This is a genomic window from Bradyrhizobium elkanii WSM2783, assembly GCF_000472865.1.
In the GTDB taxonomy this organism is placed as follows: domain Bacteria; phylum Pseudomonadota; class Alphaproteobacteria; order Rhizobiales; family Xanthobacteraceae; genus Bradyrhizobium; species Bradyrhizobium elkanii_A.
In genome coordinates this window covers 25737-42437 of the sequence record NZ_AXAP01000042.1, presented here as the reverse complement: position 1 = coordinate 42437, position 16701 = coordinate 25737, and the positions used below count along the sequence as shown (strand labels likewise).

Below are 16701 nucleotides of genomic sequence, written 5' to 3'. Positions count from 1 at the left end.
GAGGTAAGCCCATGGAAATCCATATCGCTGGCACGCGGCCGACCCGTCGCGGGCCGGCCGAATATTTCACCGGCACGGTGCTGCAGGATCCCGTCATCATGGCGCCCGCGCCGGCGCGGCTGAACTCGTCGCGCGTCTCCTTCGAGCCGGGCGCGCGCACGGCCTGGCACACTCATCCGCTCGGCCAGACGCTCTACGTGATCTCCGGCATCGGCCGGGTCCAGGCCGAGGGCGGTCCAATCAGGGAGATCAGGCCGGGCGACGTAGTCTGGATTCCGCCGAACGAGAAGCATTGGCATGGCGCGTCGCCAACCAATGCCATGACCCATATCGCGATGCAGGAAGCGCTCGATGGCGTCTATTCGAACTGGATGGAGCACGTCACCGACGAGCAATACAATGTGAAGGTCGGGTAGTTTTCCCAAGGACGCGAGAGTTCCGTAGCCCGGGTGAAGCGCCAGCGTCACCCGGGACCGCTCGTGCCACACGGACACTTCCCCGGATTGCGCTTCGCTTCATCCGGGCTACGCAGCATTCGTAAGGCTAGATCAGTTCACCCGCGTCCAGGTCTGGCCGCCGCAGAACATGCCGCCGAAGGCGCAGCCTTGCACGCGCAGGGTGTCGGAGCCCTTGAGCGCGATCGTCGAGTCATAGGTGCTGCCGGTGTTCGGATCGAGGATGCGGCCGCTCCATTTGTCCTTGGCAGGTTTCATGTTGATCAGGACCTGCTCGCCATTCTGGTTCGAGGTCTCGTCGACAGCATAGCCGCAGAGGTTGGCGCCGCACTGCTCGATGCGGATCTTGCCCTCCTTTTCCTCCGTCAGCCACATGCCGATCGGCGAATTGGCTTGCGCTGCCGCCGCTGGTGTCACGGGCTTCGCGACCGGCGCTTGAGTGGCTGTGGCGACCGTCGGAGCCGGGGCCGGAGCGGGCACTGCGGTCTGCTGGGTCTGCGGTGCTGGCGCGCTGGGTGGTGAGGGCTGAGGCGCGGTCGCGCTATCGCTCGGCGCAACGGCTATTGTCGTGGTCGAGGGTGCGGTGGAAGCTGCCGTCGGCGGCGCAGCAGGGACGGGCGGTGCGGCCGCCGGTGCTGCGGCTTGTCCGGACGGAGCGGGAGCCGCCGCAGCCGGCGCGGATTGCGAATCGGTCTTCGCCTCCTGCTGCTGCGATTTCTGCTTGCGAGTGCCTTCCTCACCCTTGGCGCGCTTGGATTTGCGGCCGGTATTGTCGTAGACGCCGGGGATCGAGACGGTGCCGCGATCGGGATCGATGCGGATGGTGCGGCCGCCATATTCGAAGGTGTACTGGGCCTGCGCTGTGGAGCTGGCAAGCAAAAGCGCAGCGATAGCCAGAAGCTTCTTCATGATGACCTCCAGAACAGGAATCCCCAGTCAGTGAAGCTACACCTCAGTAACTTGATGCAACGTGACCTAGATCACTTTCAATACGTAATCGAAACGTAAGTCGTGTACCACCAGCTTTGGTTCAAACGGCTGACCGACAGTCTAGTTAGGGCTCGCCTGATGGTCAAACTTGCAGTCCGACGCGGATCGGATCATTCAAACCAGGCAGCATAGACGCGCTTGAAGGTGCCGTCCTTCATTGCGATGTCCAGCCATTGATCCACAAACAACTTCAGCGCGACGTCGCGCTGCAGCCAGTAGGCCTTTTCCGCAAAGTCGAACGGGTGATCGGGATGCACCGCGCAGAGCACGCCGGGGTGGAGTTTCTGCTGGTAGCGCGTCTCGGACGCATCCGTCATCATCAGGTCGGCATCGCCCTTGGCAATCTCGTCGAAGATCCTGGTGTTGTCATCGAAGACTTTGATCTCGGCGTTCTTCACATGCGCCCGCGCAAAGCGCTCGTTGGTGCCGCCGGGATTGACGATGATGCGCGTGCCGGCATGGTCGATTTCGGCAAGCGTCTGGTATTTGTCGATATCGGTGCAGCGGGTGATCGGCGTCTTGCCTTCGCGCATGATCGGGATCGAGAAGAAGCCTTTCTTCTGGCGCTCCAGCGTGATCGAGATGCCGCTCATCGCAATGTCGAAGCGGTCGGCTTCCAAATCCTTCGTCATCTGCGGCCAGGCCGTTTTGACATATTCGACCCTGACGCCGAGCGCCTTGCCGAGCGCTTCCGCCATGTCGACCTCGAATCCCCTGAAGCCGGGCGTCGTCCGGTCAACAAAACTAAACGGCGCATAGTCGCCGGTCATGCCCACACGCAACGTCCCGCGCTGGATGATGTCGTCGAGCCGCGAAGGCGACGCCGCTGGCTGAGCATGGGCGGAAGCTATCATCAACGTGGCAGCCGCAAGGCCGACGAATGCGCGCATCATCAAAGTTTCCTCCATCGATTGCCTCGACGATAATCTGTTGCCACGGCTTTAGATGGAATGAGCGTGTCGAGCCAGTCAAAGGAAGTCAAATCGTGACAATCTCAGTTTACGAAGCATCGGTCGGCGTGTTCATGCCATATCTTCGCAATCTTTCCGAGCTACTCGATCACGCGTCCGCCTACGCAAGGGCGCGAAACATCGATCCTGCCGTGCTGCTCGGCATGCGGCTCTATCCGAACATGTACAGTCTCAAGCAGCAGGTGAGCGAGGCCAACCGCCATGCGATCGCCTGTTGCGCGCTGCTGGCCGGGCACGAGCCGCTCAGCTTCGGCGACATCGAGCCTGATCTTGATGAGCTCAAGCGCAGGATCGAGGCCACGATCGATTTCGTCCAAAGCCTGCCGCGTGCTGCGATCGACGAGGCCAGCGACAAGGAGGTGGGTGTTCACCTTCAAGAGCGGCGCGCAGCGCGCGTTCACCGGGCGGTCGCTGCTGCTCGGCTTCAGCGTGCCGCAGTTCTTCTTTCACGTCACGACCGCCTACGACATCCTGCGTCACGCCGGCGTCGATCTCGTCAAGAAGGATTTCCTGGGACCGCCAAGACCGGCGTAGAGCATGATCCGGAAAAGTGGAGACCGGTTTTCGCTCGCGACAAACGCGAAGCGTTTGCGCGGAGATCATGCTCAAACAAGGAGACGAGATCATGATCCGATTTCGTCTAATCGGATCATGATCTCGATGCGGAAGCTAGATCTCGCCGCCTTCCTCCCGGACCAGGCTGGCGACGGCGGCGCGGCTGGCCATTTCCTGCTTCAAGACCTCGAAGCGGTGACCTGCGTCGGCCTCGCGGTCATCCACGAACCTGATCGCGGCCTCCCGATCCATCGGGCCGCTGACCAGGGGCCTCGAATTCTCGCCGATGGTCTCGTCGACATAATACTGGCCATCCTGCTCGCGAACCGTCCACTTGAAGCGGAGGGCGGCCATCGGGCCGGGCCCGACTTTCGAATAGCCATGGGCCTCCTGCGGCAGCGGGCTCGCGGGCTGCTCTTCGACCGCCCCCGGCTCGGCCTGCGGCTTCTCGATCGGCGCGGGCGCGTGCTGCTCGTCCAAAATGCTGGCGATGGCGGCAAGCGCATTATCGGTAGGATCGCTCTGGCTCAAAATCTCTTTCCTTAGGGGTTGGTCGGCAAAGATGGTTGCCGACACTTCCCATCTACTCAACCCCGGAATGAGGCTGAGTTTTGGCCCTGCTGCAGTTTTTTCCTTACGCACATACCGGCGGACGCTTGTCCTTCCAGGGCCGTACCTGCTCAAGCTGGCCGGCCAGGCGGAATAGCGTTGCCTCGTCACCAAGCCTGGCGGCGAACATCATGCCGAGCGGCAGACCGTCCTTGCTCCAGGCCAGCGGTACCGACATCGCAGGCTGGCCGGACATGTTGAACATCGAGGTACCCGGCATGTAGCGCCGCAGGATCGGCCCGATCTGTGCCAGGTCTTCCGACATGGTGTTGATCTCGCCGAGCCGGATCGGCGGCGTGCACAGCGTCGGACTGAGGAACACGTCGCAGCCCTCGAAGAAGATCGCGAGGCTGCGCGAGATCTGGAACGCCGCGAGCTGCGCGGCGATGTAGTCCGCCGACGTGATATTTTGTCCGTTGTGGGCGCTTGCCAGCGACAGGACTTCCAGGTCGTCGCCCGTCACGGTGCGGCCGATGCGCTGCTCGATCGCTCGCACGGCGACCGCGGTGTTGCCGCTGACAATCGTCGTCATCACCGTGGAGGGATCCGCTGGAAGGGTGGGGGCGCGCTCCTCTACGTGATGGCCGAGGCCGGCGAGCAGTTCTGCGGTGTCGCGGACCGCTGCGGCGACCTCCGGGTCGATCGCCTCCCCATTGGGCGATTTGTCCGTGAAGGAGACGCGAAGCTGGCCGGGATCGCGGCTGACTTCCTGCGAGAACGGCCGCGCCGGGGGCGGCGCGACATAGAGGCTCCACGGCTCCGGACCGTGGATCGCGTCCATCATCACGGCGCTGTCGCGCACACTGATGCTGACGACATGCGCGGTCGAAAAGCCGCCCCAGCCCTCGCCACGATCAGGACCGACCGGATTGCGGGCCCGGCTCGGCTTCATGCCGAACACGCCGCAGGCAGAAGCGGGGATGCGGATCGAGCCGCCGCCATCGCTGGCATGCGCCACGGGCAGGATGCGTGCTGCGACAACGGCGGCGGCGCCACCTGAGGAACCGCCGGAGGAATGCGCAAGATTCCAGGGATTGCGGGTCGGCCCGAACAGACGCGTCTCCGTGGTCGGCATCAGCCCGAATTCGGGGCTCGCGGTCTTGCCGAAGATGGTCACGCCGGTGTCGATGAAACGCTGGGTGAGGGTGCTGCTGTGGTCCGCGACGAAATCCCTGTTAACGCTGGCGCCGGAGGTCGTGCGCGTTCCCTGCAGGAGGTCGAGGTCTTTCAGAAGGAACGGCACCCCCGTAAAGGGTCCGTCCGGCAGCCCTTTGTCGATCTGCTGCTCGGCATAATTGTAGTGCTTGACGACGACGGCATTGATCTGCGGGTCAACCTTGGCCGTGCGGGCGATCGCTTCGTCGAGCAGTTCGCGCGGGCTAACCTGTTTGTTGCGGACCAGCTCGGCGAGGCCCACCGCGTCGTAATTGCCGAATTCCTTGAAAGCCATATTCCACACCTAGAGCGAACGGCGCATCTTCGGGCGCGGATTCGTCTCTATCCTCTTGCTGGAGCAATGACCTTTGGGAAGAAAGTGGTATCCACAGGTCATGCGCTGATGACGGGCCGATCCTTGTCGGCCCGCCCGAAGATAGACGGTTTTATCGGATTAGTTTAGCACGTCCTGGTTGATGACGTTCTGCCGCAGCGGCGCGCCGTCAAGGACGCTCAGGATGTTGCGTGCGGTCTGCTCGCTCATCCGGTCGACGGCTTCGACCGTGACCCCGGCAACGTGTGGGGCCATGATCACGTTCGGCAGGCTGTGGAGCGGCTGGCCGACTGGCGGCGGCTCCTGCTCGAACACGTCAAGGCCGGCGCCGGCAAGCCTGCCCGATACCAGCGCATCGTGCAGCGCCTTCTCATCGACGATGCCGCCGCGGGCGGTGTTGATGAGATAGGCGGTCGGCTTCATGAGTCTGAAGCGCGCCGCGTTGAACATGCCGATTGTTTCCGGCGTCTTCGGGCAATGGATGGTGACGAAATCAGCACGCGGCAGGGCCGCGTCGAGATCCGGCACCGCCTCGCAGCCGGCGGCCGCGATTTCGCTGGCCGGCTTGTAGGGATCGTAAACCAGCACCTGCATTTCCATCGCCAGGCACCGTTTGGCGGTGCGGCTGCCGATGCGGCCAAAGCCGACGATCAATACCGTCTTGCCATAGAGATCGAAGGGCAGCACGCCGAGCCGGTTCGCCCAGGTGCCGTCCTTGACCACGGCATGCATTTCCTGTGCGCGCTTGGCCAGCGTCAGCATCATGAACAGGGCCTGTTCGGCCACTGACGGCGAGTTCGCCGTACCTGCCACCATCAGTGGTACCTTGCGGCGCGAGAGCGCAGGGACGTCGACCGCGTCGTAACCGACGCCGATCCGCGTCACCACCTGCATGTCTCCGGACGCGTCGAGCTCCGGCTCGCCGAATGGGGTGGGGCCAAGGGCGACACCATGGACCGGCGCATGCTGCTTCAGCAAGGCCGCGAAATCCCTGGCGGAGATCAGGTTGGGAAATTCGACGAGTTCGACGTCGTCCCGTTCGTTGAGGAGAGCCCGTGCTCCCGATGAGAGTGTCTGAGTGACAAAAATCTTCTTCTTGTTGGTGGCCATTTCCTGCCCTTGGCTAGTACGTGAATTGCGTCGTCAAAGGACGACGCCGGTCACCTCGTTTAGCAAATGCATGTTGTTGAGGTCCACAGCCAAGCGGAGCGGGGCACCATCCTGCGCGCCGGCGTTGGGATTGACCCGGCCGCAGATCGGGGTGTCCTCGAGGGTGAAATAGACCAGGGTCTCCATGCCCATCGGCTCGGTGACGTCGAGCACGGCCTCGAACGGCTCGACTCCCGGGTGCAGATGCGGTCGGGCCTCGGCGATGTGTTCCGGCCTGATTCCGAGCAGGAGCCTCTCGGTGCGCGGCACCGCCTGGTAGCGGGCGGAACGTGCCGGCGGCACCGGAAAGGCGAGGCGGTCGGTCAGGCGCAGATGCAGCCGGCCGTCGACATCCTCGAGCCGGCAGGGCATGAAGTTCATCGCGGGCGAGCCGATGAAGCTGGCGACGAAGCGGGTCGCCGGCTTGTGGTAGAGCTCATTCGGCGCGCCGATCTGCTCGATGCGGCCGTGGTTCATCACCACCACGCGGTCGGCGAGCGTCATGGCCTCGACCTGGTCATGGGTCACGTACACCGTGGTGGTGCGGACCTTCTGGTGCACCTTCTTGATCTCGATCCGCATCTGCACGCGCAATTTGGCGTCGAGGTTGGACAAGGGTTCGTCGAACAGGAACACCTTGGGATTACGCACGATGGCGCGACCCATGGCGACGCGCTGACGCTGGCCGCCGGAGAGCTGCTTCGGCTTGCGGTCGATCAGGTCGGTGATGTCGAGCATGCGGGCCGCTTCCGTGACACGGCTCTTGATCTCGGCTTTGGGATAGTGCTTCAGCCGCAGCCCGAACGACATGTTCTCGGCCACGGTCATATGCGGATAGAGCGCGTAGTTCTGGAACACCATCGCGATGTCGCGGTCCTTCGGCGGCACGTCGTTGACGATGTCGCCGCCGATTGTGATATCGCCGTCCGAGATGTCTTCCAGCCCCGCGATCATCCGCAGCGTGGTCGACTTGCCGCAGCCGGATGGACCGACCAGCACCACGAACTCATGGTCGGCGATGTCGAGATCGATGCCGCGCACCGCTTCGACTTCGTCATAGCGCTTCACGACTTTCCGCAGCGAAACTTCGGCCATGAGTTCAACCCTTTGTCGCGCCGGCGGTCAGGCCGGCAATGTAATAGTCCATCAGGAAGGCGTAGATGATCAGCGGCGGCGCGGCGCCGAGCAGCGCCCCGGTCATGATCTGTCCCCAGTTGAACACGTCGCCCTTGATCAGGGTGGTGATGATGCCGACCGGGAGCACGAGCTGGTCGGTCGAGGTCGTGAACACCAGGGGATAGAGGAACTGGGCCCAGGAGACCGTGAAGGCGAAGATCGTCGCCGCGATCAGGCCGGGTAGCGCGACCGGAATGAAGATCCGCGTCAGCGTCTGGAACCAGGACGCGCCGTCGATGATCGCGGCCTCATCGAGCTCCTTCGGGATCGAGGCGAAGTAGCCGATCATGATCCAGGTGCAGAACGGCACCGTCAGCGTCGGATAGATGAAGAGCAGCACGTACCAGCGGTTGATGAGCTGGATGCCGGTCCAGTCGCCGATCAGGACGAACATCTTGAACAGCGGGATGAAGAGCAGCGTATCCGGAATGAGGTAGGTCAGGAACACGCCGGTCGCGAGCGTTGCCGAGCCCCAGAACTTCATCCGTGCGAGTGCAAATGCTGCGGGGACGCTGATCAGCATGGTGATGGTGACGACGATGATCGAGACCCAGGCCGAATTCCAGAAGAAGCGCAGGAACTGGTTCGATGTCAGCAGCCCGATATAGTTCTCAAGCGTCGGATGATATACCCACCATGGATTGGTCGCCGCCGAGATCTCGGCGCTGCTCTTCAGCGAAGTGATGAGCATATAGAGCGGCGGTGTCAGCGAGAAGATCGCGAACAGCACCAGGAAGAAGTACGACCAGCGCAGCGCCCAGGCGCGGTCGCGGCTGATGCTGCCGTATTTCTTGACCTTACGGGTCGGTCCGGCCTTGTCGATCGTGATTGTGCTCATCAGGCTTCGTTCCCCCGCTTGGAGATATCGCGCAGGATGAAGATCGCCGCCACCGCGAGGATCGGCACCATGAACAGCGAGACGCTTGCGCCGAGCGGAATGTCGCTGCCCTCGATGCCGACCCGGAACGCCCAGGTCGCGAAGATGTGGGTGTGGTCGAGCGGGCCGCCGGCGGTGAGGATGCGGACGATATCGAAATTGGCGAAGGTGACGATCAGCGAGAACAGCGTCGTGATCGCGATGATGTTGCGCATCATCGGAAGCGTCACGTACCAGATGCGCTGCCACCAATTGGCGCCATCGATCGCGGCCGCCTCATAGAGCTGCTCGGGCACCGATTTCAGCGCCGCCAGATACATGATCATGAAGAAGGGCGCGCCATACCAGACGTTGACGAGGATGACGGAGAAACGCGCCCAATTCGCATCGCCGGTCCATGGGATAGGCCCGATGCCGAAGAAGGACAGGGTATAATTGAAGGCGCTATAGGAGGGATCAAACAGCCACAGCCAGGCCAGCGTGCTCATCGCCGGTGGGATCACCCACGGCACCAGCAACATGCCGCGCCATCTGCGCTGCTTGTTGGCGGGAACGTTGTGCACGAAATGCGCGACGATGAAGCCGATCAACGCTTTGAAGATCACGGCCGAGATCGCGAAGATGCAGGACTGCTTCACGACCAGCCAGAACGTGTCGCGCTTGAACAGGAACTCGAAATTGCCGAGGCCGATGAATTTCGTCATCGACTTGTTCAGCGTCGCCAGATGCAGGGAGTAGAGCGCGGGATAGATGACGAACGCCGCGACGAGGAGGATCAGCGGCAGCGTCATCAGGAACGCGACCGTCGACTTGCGCCTCAGCGCATTGTGTAAACCGTTGCGCCTCCGTGTGGCTTTTGTTGCCGGGACACGGTTCGGGTGAAGGGCGACATCGGCCATGATCGATCTTCCTCGCGAGAGTTATTCCAACGGAGAATCCGGAACGTCGGACCTGATGCCGCCAACAGCGGTGACGGTCCGCGCCGCGGCGGCCGGTTACGGCCACCGCGACGACACGCTCGCTCTCAGCTCCGCATGAAGCCTTCACACTCGCCTTCGGCCCAGGCGAGCGTCTTTTCCATCGCTTCGCCCTGGGCAAAACGCAGGCACATCTTGGTTAGGGTTGCCTGCGCATAGATTTGCTGCGCGACCTTGGGCGGCGCCGGCGAGGCCGCGATCGACAGCGTTTGCCTATGGTAGGGGTCCGGATAGCTGAAGAGAGTGCCCTTCGGGGGCCCTTCCTCCTCCCACACCTTCAGCTTCGTCAGATTCTCATAGGCGGGCAGGTCATAGCCGCCGCTCGCCACCACCATCTTCTCGACCGATGCCGGCTGCGACAGGTGGACCAAGAGGCTTTTGGCGGCTGCCTTGTTCTTCGAGAACGCCCAGATGTTCCAGAAGAAAGGCAGATAGGGCGCAAAGCGGCCTTTCGGTCCGGCCGGGAAGCCGTGCGTCCAGCACTGTTCGGCGATCTGCGGCGCGTCGCGTTTGGCGACGGCCCAGGCGCTGGGCGGATTCATGATCATCGCCCCCTTGCCCGAGACCAGCCACTTGTTGTTGGAAGCGTCGTCCCATGCCGACACATCCGGCGGCAGGAACGCGATCAGCTTCTTGTAGAATTCGAGCGACTGCCGCACCGCATCGGTCTTCACGGTCAGGTTGCCCTTGGCATCGACGAGCTCGGCGCCGTAGGACTGGAAGATCGCGCCCGCGGTGTCGACATTGTCGCTGGTCTCGCCGAGGCCGATGCCGAAGGGAACGCCGGCCTTGTGGCAGGCTTCGGCCGCCTTCAGGAACGTGTCCAATGTCCAGTTCTCGTCTTTGGGCGGCGAACCTGCCGGATACATTTCCTGCACATCGATGCCGGCATGTTTCTTCATCAGATCGATGCGCGAGCAGGGGCCCTTGATCTGGCTGCCGACGCTGGCGGGAACGCCGAGCCACTTGCCGTTGGCCTGCCCCAGATAATTGACCGTTCCGTTGACCTTGCCGTTCTGCTTGACGAGCTGGTCCATGATGTCGTTGACGGGCTCGAGCAGTTCGGCGTGCGCATGGGGCCACCAGGTGGGCATCTGCAGAATGTCATGACCGGACTTCGCCTGGGCTTCGGCGGCGATCGTCAGCAGGTTCTTATTGCCTTGGCTCGGGATGTAATCGATCGTCACCTCGACCTTTTCTTTCGCCGCCCATTCATTGACGAGCTCGGTCGAAGCCTTGTTGGCTCCGGGCACCCAGTGATCCCAGAAACCAATCGAGAGCGTGCCCGCGGCATAGGCGCCGCGGATGTAAGGAGCCGTAACCAGCGCTGCCGATGACAGCGCTGTAGCCGCAACAAATTCTCGTCGAGACAGCTTCTTCCGTGACATGGCGTTCCCTCCCTGGTGAGCCGACGGTCAAAGACTTGCGAAATCTCGTTTTTGTTTTTTTGGCTCGCCGCATTCGAGGCGACGGGGCGATTTCCTCGTTGGAGATCAGAGCAGAATTGTCGGCGCCTGTCGAGAAATCAGGTGAATGCTTTCGTAGAACTAACGTTGTGTACAAATTGCAGGCAGTCGCATCTGTTAATCTTCGCGCTATGCCTGCCGCAGGGCGTTTTTTTGCGGCGCACGCGAGTGAAGGGACGCGACAGGTAGACCTGCTTGCGGGGAGAACGATAAAGTCCGGGGATCGGCGGCGCTTCAGCCGCGATCACGATCGATCATGGAGACTCCGATAATGCCAAGCTTGGTATCGAAGCAGCGTGCGCGCTTGAGGCTCTGCGCCGCGCTGGCGGCGGCTGCCATCCTGTCCTTCAATGCCTCCCCGCGCGCGGAGGCGCAAGGGTTGATCCAGGGCGTCCAGCAGGGGGCTCGTGAAGGCAACAAGGCTGCCGGGCCGGTCGGTGGCGTCTTGGGCGGCGCAATTGGAGGTGTGGTTGGCGTGGTCACGGGGGTGACCGGCGTGCTCACCGGCACCAACCCGGCGCCGGCCGACAAGCAAGGCGCTCCGGCCAAGAGCAGCAAGGCCGCAAAGGCCGCCAAGGATAAGGCCGCCAAGCAACCGCAGATGCTGACCCAGGCGAACGTGCCGCAGCTTACGGCCGAGCAGATTGTCGCCAACAGCGACTCCAATATCGAGCGGATCAAGAAAGAGCTGAACCTCACGCCGGAGCAGGAGAAGTATTGGGCGGGCTTCAATAGTGCGATGCACTATCTCGGTCACAACGGCGCCGATCGCGTGAACCTGCGCATTGCCCGCGCCAAGCGCGACCCGCCGGACGATATCGTCGAGCAGATGCGCAATGAGGCCCAGTTCCTCAACGACCGCGCCGTCGACCAGCGCAACGTCGCCGATGCCGCCGAGCCGCTTTATGCGAGCCTCGACGACAAGCAGAAGCAGATCTTCATCAACGAAATGGTCCGCCTAAGCCACGAGCGGGGGCTGGACTAAGTGGGAGGGCACTTCGACGGCCGCCACGAATAGCCGGGTAACCATGCCCTGGGGTAGGTTGAAGGCGCGGCACCCGGCTATCCTGCCGCAGCGGCGCGGCCTCTCCAATCGTCATGCAAAGTTGAAGAAACCTCGACTGATTCACGCCCGACTTATGGCTGATTGAAGGTCTTGTCGGGAACCCGTTGGCGCAGCGTTACAAAATGGCATCGGCCAGCGCGGGCTGGGCCGATGCATCGCGTACGGAACTTGTCGCCGGGGAGCCTTTTTCTAGACCTTGGCGAAGTTGAGTTCCACGCCGACCCCGTCCGGGTCGTGGAAGAAGAATTGGGTGTCGCCGGTCCGTGGCACGATGCTTTCGCGGAACTTGATATTGTGCTGCTGCAGGCGGCGGCGCACGCCATCTACGTCGGTGGCAGAAAAGGCGATGTGGTCGAGCCGTCCGGTGTCTTCGTATTTCTTCTCGGTGCCGCGGACCACGATGCCCTCACGCGGCTTGCGGGTGCCCATCAGGTGCACGGTGGCGACGCCGCCGGAATAGAGCCAGTAGCCGGGGAAATCGAGCGGCGGTCGGTCGCCATTCTCGAGACCCAGCACGTCGCAATAGAAGTTCTTGGTCTTTTCGAGATCCTGGGGTTCGATCGTATAGTGCTGCAGGGGGCCGAGCGGCATGGTGTGCTCCTTGGAAACTAAACGAAGGTGAGGTCGCAATCGGCACCCATCATCCAGGCGCCGACGGTTTCGAAATGGCTGAGCCGGCCCTGCAATTGCTGGGTCACGGTGTGGATGTCGCGGAAGCGGCGCTCGAGCGGATGGCCGTCGAAGATCGCGGTTGCTCCCGCGGCATTGTAGGCGAAGTCGACCGCCTCGCGCGCCTTGTGGATGGCGTGGGTGGCGGCCATGCGGATGGTGATCCGCTGCTCGACCGCAATATCGTTGCCGGCGACGAGGTCCTTCCAGATGTCGGCCATCGATTGCAGCACGAAGCCGCGTGCGGCACGCAGATGAACTTCGGCCAGGGCCAGGCCGGACTGTATCACGGCGTTGTCGCGCAGCGGGCTCTTGGCACCGCGCGGCACCTTGTTGCGCGCCACGTCGACGAAGTTGTCGAGCGCGCCCCGGGCGATGCCGCAGGCGACGCCGGCAAAGCCGACCTGGTAGCAGGTGCCTGACCCCATCCGGTAGAGCGGGCCGGCCTCGCGGCGTTCGCGCTCGAACTCGCGGGTGATCGAATGATCCGCGCGAACGAACAAGTCGTTCAGTGCGAACTGGTCGCTGGCGGTGCCGCGCAGGCCGACCGTGTTCCAGATGTCGGTCCATTCGACGTCCTCAGTCCGCACCAGCATGGTGCGCTCGATCGGCGCGCCAGTGGCGTCGCGTTTCGGCGAGCCATCGGCCGCATAGACCGGGCAATGCGCGCCGAGCCAGGTGGCGTGTCGCCCGCCGGAAGCGAACGACCAGACGCCGGTGACGCGGTAGCCACCTGCGCATTCGACTGCCTTCACCCTTGGGCCGGGACCCCAGGCCAGCACCGCGCGGGGATCGCCGAACACCGCATGCGCGACCGGCAAATCGAGATAGGCAGCCGCCATCGCGCAACCGCCGGCCTGGCTCAGACACCACGCCGTCGAGGCATCGGCCTGCGCGATGGTCTCCATGACATGGAAGAAGGTGAGGGGATCGGTCTCGATCCCCTGCGACGACCGCGGCAGCAACAGGCGAAACAGCCTGTGGTCATGGAGCTGGTCGAGCAGCGCCGGCGGCAACCGGCGCGTTTGCTCGATCTCGTTTGCGGCCGCTGCGACCAGCGGCTGGACCGCTTTCGCGCGGGCGATCACGGCCGGATCGCCCGCAAGTTCGGCAGATGTCGCGATCATCGTTCAAAGCTCCTCAGGCTTGCCGAACCGACGCGGTCGCCGCTACGTCGGCTTCGCCCGTCAGCTCGCGATCGATCTGTTCGATCGATTTGCCCCTGGTCTCGATGCCAAGGAAGTAATAGACGGCGCCCGCCATCAGGAACCAGCATCCGAGATAGACGAAGGCGGTCGGGATTTGCGTCAGCGGCACATCAGGCTTCAGGTAGTTGCTGGAGCCGACGATCAGCGCAAGACCGACCGGACCGATGATCTTGCCGATGCCGCCGAAGCCATAGGCCGAGCCCATGCCGGTGGTGCGCAGATGCGAGGGCCAGACCTCCGCCGCATAAGGCCCGACAATGGCAAAGCCGCCATCGGCGAAGAAGAATGCCAGGGTCAACAGCAGCCAGAACGCGGAGACGCCGAACAGCGTGGCGTCGTAATGATAGCCTGCGATGATCGTCAGCGCGCCCGCGCCGAAACCGAGCAGCCCGCCGGAGGTCCGCCGTCCCAGGAGCTCCGAGAGAAAGGAAAAAGAGATGCGGCCGAGGAAACCCGACACACTGAGCAGGATCATCATCTTGGCGGCTTCCTGCGGCGTCACCTTCAGAAGCAGTACGAACAGCGCCGGCGCCCACAGGGTGATGCCGTAAACGCCGGTCTGCGCGCCCGCATTGCCGAGCCAGGAGACGATCAGGCTGCGCGGATATTTGAAGAGATCAAGCCAGCTCGTCTTGATCACCGGGCCGGCATCGGCCGCCGTCGGCAGCGGGAGGGAGGACGGCTCCACTTGTAGCGCCCAGGCGAGCGACTTGCGCGCTTCCTCGTAGCGGCCCTGGCGGCACAGCCAGCGCGGGCTCTCCGGAACCCAGAGCCGGACCAGCAGCACGAGCAGGGACGGCAGCACGCCGATCGCAAACATCAGCCGCCACTGGTCGGAGCCCATGAACGCCCCAAGGACGGCGCCGAGCCCGACGCCGAGCGGGATCACGCAGGTGACGAGGCCGCCGACCCAGCCGCGCTTGTGCGAGGGCACGAACTCCTGCACCAGCGGCAGGTCCACGCAATAGAGCCCGCCGACGCCTGTGCCGACGAAGAAGCGCAGCACCGCGAGATAGATCCAGCCGTTATCGGGGGTAAAGTACAGAAGGCCCGTGGCGATCGAGAAGTTGAGTACGGTGCCGATGAATACGATCCGGCGGCCGACCCGGTCGGCGAGCCAGCCCCAGACATAGGCTCCGATGATGGCGCCGATGCCGGAGCTCATCAGGACCGTCGCCGACTGTCCGAAGGTGAGCTTCCACGGCCCGATCAGGAAGGCGAGCACGAAGCCGATCAGGAAATAATCGAAGAATTCCAGCGCGTCGCCGATGATGGCAGCCGAAAGGATCTTGATCTGGTTGCCGGTCAGACTCCTCCGGCGATCGAGAATCTCGAACATGGCGTTTCCCCTTGGCGCCTGTTCATTTCAAGCGGGCGTCGCGCCCTTCGCCCCGCCTATGGTCAGCGAAGCTATCCTTGGGCCGCGGCGAACGGCAAGCCCACCAGCGCGCGGGGCACATCTGCGTTGTGACGATGAGGCGATGCATGCCGCTCTGCACAATCGCATGTGCGAGAGCGGGGCGTTCTAGCGCTTGAGCAGGGTCTTGAGCTTCGCGTCCAGCTCTTCGTAGGACATCGCGCCTTTCCATTGTTCGCCATTGACGAAGAAGGTTGGCGTGGCGTCGACCTTGAGCGTCTCCATTGCGTAGCGCTGGTCGGCGGCGATCTTGTCGAGCAGCGCTTGGTCGGTCTCGCAGGTTTCGACGTCCTGCTCGCTCATCCCGTTCAGCTTGCCGACCAGGAACAGCGTTTCCTTTGTTTGATCCATCAGGCGGGCCTGCTGCTTGAACAGCGTCTCGATGACGGCGAAATGCTTTTCCGGATCGTCCTTGCCGATGCAACGCACCAGCATCGAGGCGGCTGCGGCCTTGATGTCGAGCGGGAATTCGCGAAACACGAACCGGACCTTGCCGGTGTCGATATATTTCGAACGCAGCATCGGAAAGACATTCTCGCCGAACGCTGCGCAATGCGGACAGCTCATCGAGGCATATTCGACGATCGTTACTAGCGCCTTCGGTGAGCCGATTGCGATGTCGGGTAATGATACGGGCTTGGCGACGGCTGCAGCGGTCGCGCTTTGTGCCTTTGCCTCCCGATCTGTCGGCGGACCAAGGAAAGCAAGCAGGACAATGAACCCCAAGGCGGCGCTGGTCATATGACTGAGAACAGGCAACGAGATACTCCGCGAGTGAATAGCTTCTTCTGACAACCAGCCCGGCAGCCAGCTATGACCGGGCAAGCGGCAGGCCGAGCCGGCCGACGCCCGGGAACTTCAGGGCAGGGCGACGGATATCGATGCCAAGGACTCCGCCGAACAAGTTCAGCTCGATCCCTTCGATCCAACCGATCGTCAGACCGAGATAACCGCCCAATGTGGCGAAGACACCCGTGCGCGACGCGGTGACGCCGTACCACTCGCCCCGGTAAGGATAGTCCTTGCCGATCGCCGTCGGCGGTAGCACCGCTTGCAGTTCCGGCACGGCGTCGAGTGCCGCCTGAACAAACGTGTTCGAGTTCGGGCCCGGCCAGGCGCTGTAATCGCCATAGTCGCGAAACCTGTAATTCTCGATGACCGCCCGGATCTTCGGGATCAGCGGCACGGCGTTCGCGCCGTCCACGCTCACGATTGCTTCCGGCACGGCACCGACCATCGGCCGTCGGCCTCGAAGCCGTCGACCCGGATCGGTTGCCCCCACGCCGTGTAGTCATAGCGGCTGTAGCGCGGCGCATCCTGTTCCTTGACCACGATCCAGGTGTGGACCGCAAAAATCCCGCGCCAGCGCACGGTGCGCGCAGCATAAACGCGGACGACGGCGGCCGGATGCTCGGAGGCTTTCGGGAGCAGGCCGGCGCTCGATCGGTCGGCCGTCTGCCAATCGACGCGCCTGTCTCCTAGCAAATAGGCGCCCGTCGAAAAGGCAAGCGGAACGACAATCAGCAGGACGAGAATGACCACGGATTTCTTCACAGAGGGACATCGGCGGAAGGGTGGTCATGTCGATCTAGTCATTCCGGTCCGCCGGAACCAGAGCGGGCCAGCG

The 16701-nt window shown here is 63.0% G+C and carries 17 protein-coding genes and 2 pseudogenes; 5 read left to right on the top strand and 14 right to left on the bottom strand.

Annotated elements, in window-relative coordinates:
- Window positions 1-11: 11 nt before the first annotated feature.
- Window positions 12-416 (top strand): (R)-mandelonitrile lyase, encoded by a 405-nt coding sequence (locus YY7_RS0130005; RefSeq protein WP_028166457.1) that lies wholly within the window; start codon window positions 12-14, stop codon window positions 414-416.
- Between the two features lie 132 nt (window positions 417-548).
- Here YY7_RS0130005 and YY7_RS0130000 read toward each other — a convergent pair whose 3' ends face one another.
- Complete coding sequence (locus YY7_RS0130000) at window positions 549-1364, bottom strand: DUF2147 domain-containing protein (RefSeq protein ID WP_028166456.1); 816 nt, start codon at window positions 1362-1364, stop codon at window positions 549-551.
- A gap of 191 nt (window positions 1365-1555) precedes the next feature.
- The gene (locus YY7_RS0129995) at window positions 1556-2338 is read right to left on the bottom strand and encodes a transporter substrate-binding domain-containing protein (RefSeq protein WP_245287460.1); all 783 of its coding nucleotides are present in this window, start codon (window positions 2336-2338) and stop codon (window positions 1556-1558) included.
- On the opposite strand from YY7_RS0129995, the pseudogene YY7_RS63560 reads away from it, so the two are divergent.
- Window positions 2326-2742: pseudogene (locus YY7_RS63560) on the top strand (DUF1993 family protein); the annotation flags it as partial. The gene YY7_RS0129995 and the pseudogene YY7_RS63560 sit on opposite strands and share 13 nt — an antisense overlap.
- A 37-nt stretch (window positions 2743-2779) precedes the next feature.
- Window positions 2780-2950: a DUF1993 family protein gene (locus tag YY7_RS63555; protein ID WP_245287459.1), complete on the top strand. Its 171-nt coding sequence runs from the start codon at window positions 2780-2782 to the stop codon at window positions 2948-2950.
- Window positions 2951-3085: 135 nt separating this feature from the next.
- On the opposite strand, the gene YY7_RS0129980 is transcribed toward YY7_RS63555, so the two are convergent.
- The 6 genes from YY7_RS0129980 to YY7_RS0129955 all read right to left on the bottom strand — a co-directional run bounded on the left by YY7_RS0129980 (window position 3086) and on the right by YY7_RS0129955 (window position 9170).
- Window positions 3086-3502: a hypothetical protein gene (locus YY7_RS0129980; protein WP_028166453.1), complete on the bottom strand. Its 417-nt coding sequence runs from the start codon at window positions 3500-3502 to the stop codon at window positions 3086-3088.
- A 103-nt stretch (window positions 3503-3605) separates the two neighbouring features.
- The gene (locus tag YY7_RS0129975; protein WP_028166452.1) at window positions 3606-5030 is read right to left on the bottom strand and encodes an amidase; all 1425 of its coding nucleotides are present in this window, start codon (window positions 5028-5030) and stop codon (window positions 3606-3608) included.
- Window positions 5031-5189: 159 nt separating this feature from the next.
- Entirely contained in the window at window positions 5190-6179 is a 990-nt protein-coding gene (locus YY7_RS0129970; protein WP_028166451.1) for a hydroxyacid dehydrogenase, read from the bottom strand.
- 33 nt (window positions 6180-6212) lie between these two features.
- Complete coding sequence (locus tag YY7_RS0129965) at window positions 6213-7313, bottom strand: ABC transporter ATP-binding protein (RefSeq protein ID WP_028166450.1); 1101 nt, start codon at window positions 7311-7313, stop codon at window positions 6213-6215.
- 4 nt (window positions 7314-7317) lie between these two features.
- Complete coding sequence (locus YY7_RS0129960) at window positions 7318-8232, bottom strand: carbohydrate ABC transporter permease (protein ID WP_028166449.1); 915 nt, start codon at window positions 8230-8232, stop codon at window positions 7318-7320.
- Window positions 8232-9170: a carbohydrate ABC transporter permease gene (locus YY7_RS0129955; RefSeq protein ID WP_028166448.1), complete on the bottom strand. Its 939-nt coding sequence runs from the start codon at window positions 9168-9170 to the stop codon at window positions 8232-8234. Before YY7_RS0129955 ends, YY7_RS0129960 begins: the two co-directional genes overlap by 1 nt.
- On the opposite strand from YY7_RS0129955, the gene YY7_RS60750 reads away from it, so the two are divergent.
- Window positions 9169-9309, top strand: coding sequence for a hypothetical protein (locus YY7_RS60750; protein ID WP_155255375.1), 141 nt, complete (start codon window positions 9169-9171; stop codon window positions 9307-9309). The genes YY7_RS0129955 and YY7_RS60750 overlap by 2 nt on opposite strands.
- Here YY7_RS60750 and YY7_RS0129945 read toward each other — a convergent pair.
- The gene (locus YY7_RS0129945) at window positions 9296-10636 is read right to left on the bottom strand and encodes an ABC transporter substrate-binding protein (protein WP_028166447.1); all 1341 of its coding nucleotides are present in this window, start codon (window positions 10634-10636) and stop codon (window positions 9296-9298) included. The two genes, YY7_RS60750 and YY7_RS0129945, sit on opposite strands and share 14 nt — an antisense overlap.
- Window positions 10637-10985: 349 nt before the next feature.
- Here YY7_RS0129945 and YY7_RS0129940 point away from each other — a divergent pair, with 349 nt between their 5' ends.
- The gene (locus YY7_RS0129940; protein ID WP_080663906.1) at window positions 10986-11699 is read left to right on the top strand and encodes a Spy/CpxP family protein refolding chaperone; all 714 of its coding nucleotides are present in this window, start codon (window positions 10986-10988) and stop codon (window positions 11697-11699) included.
- Between the two features lie 270 nt (window positions 11700-11969).
- On the opposite strand, the gene YY7_RS0129935 is transcribed toward YY7_RS0129940, so the two are convergent.
- From YY7_RS0129935 to YY7_RS53220, 5 genes and pseudogenes are all read right to left on the bottom strand, one after another.
- Window positions 11970-12371 carry a VOC family protein gene (locus tag YY7_RS0129935; protein ID WP_028166445.1) on the bottom strand — a complete coding sequence of 134 codons (402 nt, stop codon included), beginning with the start codon at window positions 12369-12371 and terminating at the stop codon, window positions 11970-11972.
- A gap of 17 nt (window positions 12372-12388) precedes the next feature.
- On the bottom strand, window positions 12389-13576 hold the full coding sequence (locus YY7_RS0129930; RefSeq protein ID WP_035691257.1) for an acyl-CoA dehydrogenase family protein: 1188 nt from the start codon (window positions 13574-13576) through the stop codon (window positions 12389-12391).
- Between the two features lie 13 nt (window positions 13577-13589).
- Complete coding sequence (locus YY7_RS0129925) at window positions 13590-14996, bottom strand: MFS transporter (protein WP_028166443.1); 1407 nt, start codon at window positions 14994-14996, stop codon at window positions 13590-13592.
- Window positions 14997-15182: 186 nt separating this feature from the next.
- Window positions 15183-15815: a DsbA family protein gene (locus YY7_RS0129920; protein WP_051397004.1), complete on the bottom strand. Its 633-nt coding sequence runs from the start codon at window positions 15813-15815 to the stop codon at window positions 15183-15185.
- 70 nt (window positions 15816-15885) lie between these two features.
- Window positions 15886-16616 (bottom strand): annotated as a pseudogene (locus YY7_RS53220) (DUF3750 domain-containing protein).
- Between the last annotated feature and the right edge of the window lie 85 nt (window positions 16617-16701).

Excerpts from the sequence above, each read along its gene's own strand:
- YY7_RS0130005 (WP_028166457.1), top strand. The coding sequence starts at position 12 with ATGGAAATCCATATCGCTGGCACGCGGCCGACCCGTCGCGGGCCGGCC.
- YY7_RS0130000 (WP_028166456.1), bottom strand. The coding sequence starts at position 1,364 with ATGAAGAAGCTTCTGGCTATCGCTGCGCTTTTGCTTGCCAGCTCCACA.
- YY7_RS0129995 (WP_245287460.1), bottom strand. The coding sequence starts at position 2,338 with ATGATGCGCGCATTCGTCGGCCTTGCGGCTGCCACGTTGATGATAGCT.
- YY7_RS0129975 (WP_028166452.1), bottom strand. The coding sequence starts at position 5,030 with ATGGCTTTCAAGGAATTCGGCAATTACGACGCGGTGGGCCTCGCCGAG.
- YY7_RS0129970 (WP_028166451.1), bottom strand. The coding sequence starts at position 6,179 with ATGGCCACCAACAAGAAGAAGATTTTTGTCACTCAGACACTCTCATCG.
- YY7_RS0129965 (WP_028166450.1), bottom strand. The coding sequence starts at position 7,313 with ATGGCCGAAGTTTCGCTGCGGAAAGTCGTGAAGCGCTATGACGAAGTC.
- YY7_RS0129960 (WP_028166449.1), bottom strand. The coding sequence starts at position 8,232 with ATGAGCACAATCACGATCGACAAGGCCGGACCGACCCGTAAGGTCAAG.
- YY7_RS60750 (WP_155255375.1), top strand. The coding sequence starts at position 9,169 with ATGATCGATCTTCCTCGCGAGAGTTATTCCAACGGAGAATCCGGAACG.
- YY7_RS0129955 (WP_028166448.1), bottom strand. The coding sequence starts at position 9,170 with ATGGCCGATGTCGCCCTTCACCCGAACCGTGTCCCGGCAACAAAAGCC.
- YY7_RS0129945 (WP_028166447.1), bottom strand. The coding sequence starts at position 10,636 with ATGTCACGGAAGAAGCTGTCTCGACGAGAATTTGTTGCGGCTACAGCG.
- YY7_RS0129940 (WP_080663906.1), top strand. The coding sequence starts at position 10,986 with ATGCCAAGCTTGGTATCGAAGCAGCGTGCGCGCTTGAGGCTCTGCGCC.
- YY7_RS0129935 (WP_028166445.1), bottom strand. The coding sequence starts at position 12,371 with ATGCCGCTCGGCCCCCTGCAGCACTATACGATCGAACCCCAGGATCTC.
- YY7_RS0129930 (WP_035691257.1), bottom strand. The coding sequence starts at position 13,576 with ATGATCGCGACATCTGCCGAACTTGCGGGCGATCCGGCCGTGATCGCC.
- YY7_RS0129925 (WP_028166443.1), bottom strand. The coding sequence starts at position 14,996 with ATGTTCGAGATTCTCGATCGCCGGAGGAGTCTGACCGGCAACCAGATC.
- YY7_RS0129920 (WP_051397004.1), bottom strand. The coding sequence starts at position 15,815 with ATGACCAGCGCCGCCTTGGGGTTCATTGTCCTGCTTGCTTTCCTTGGT.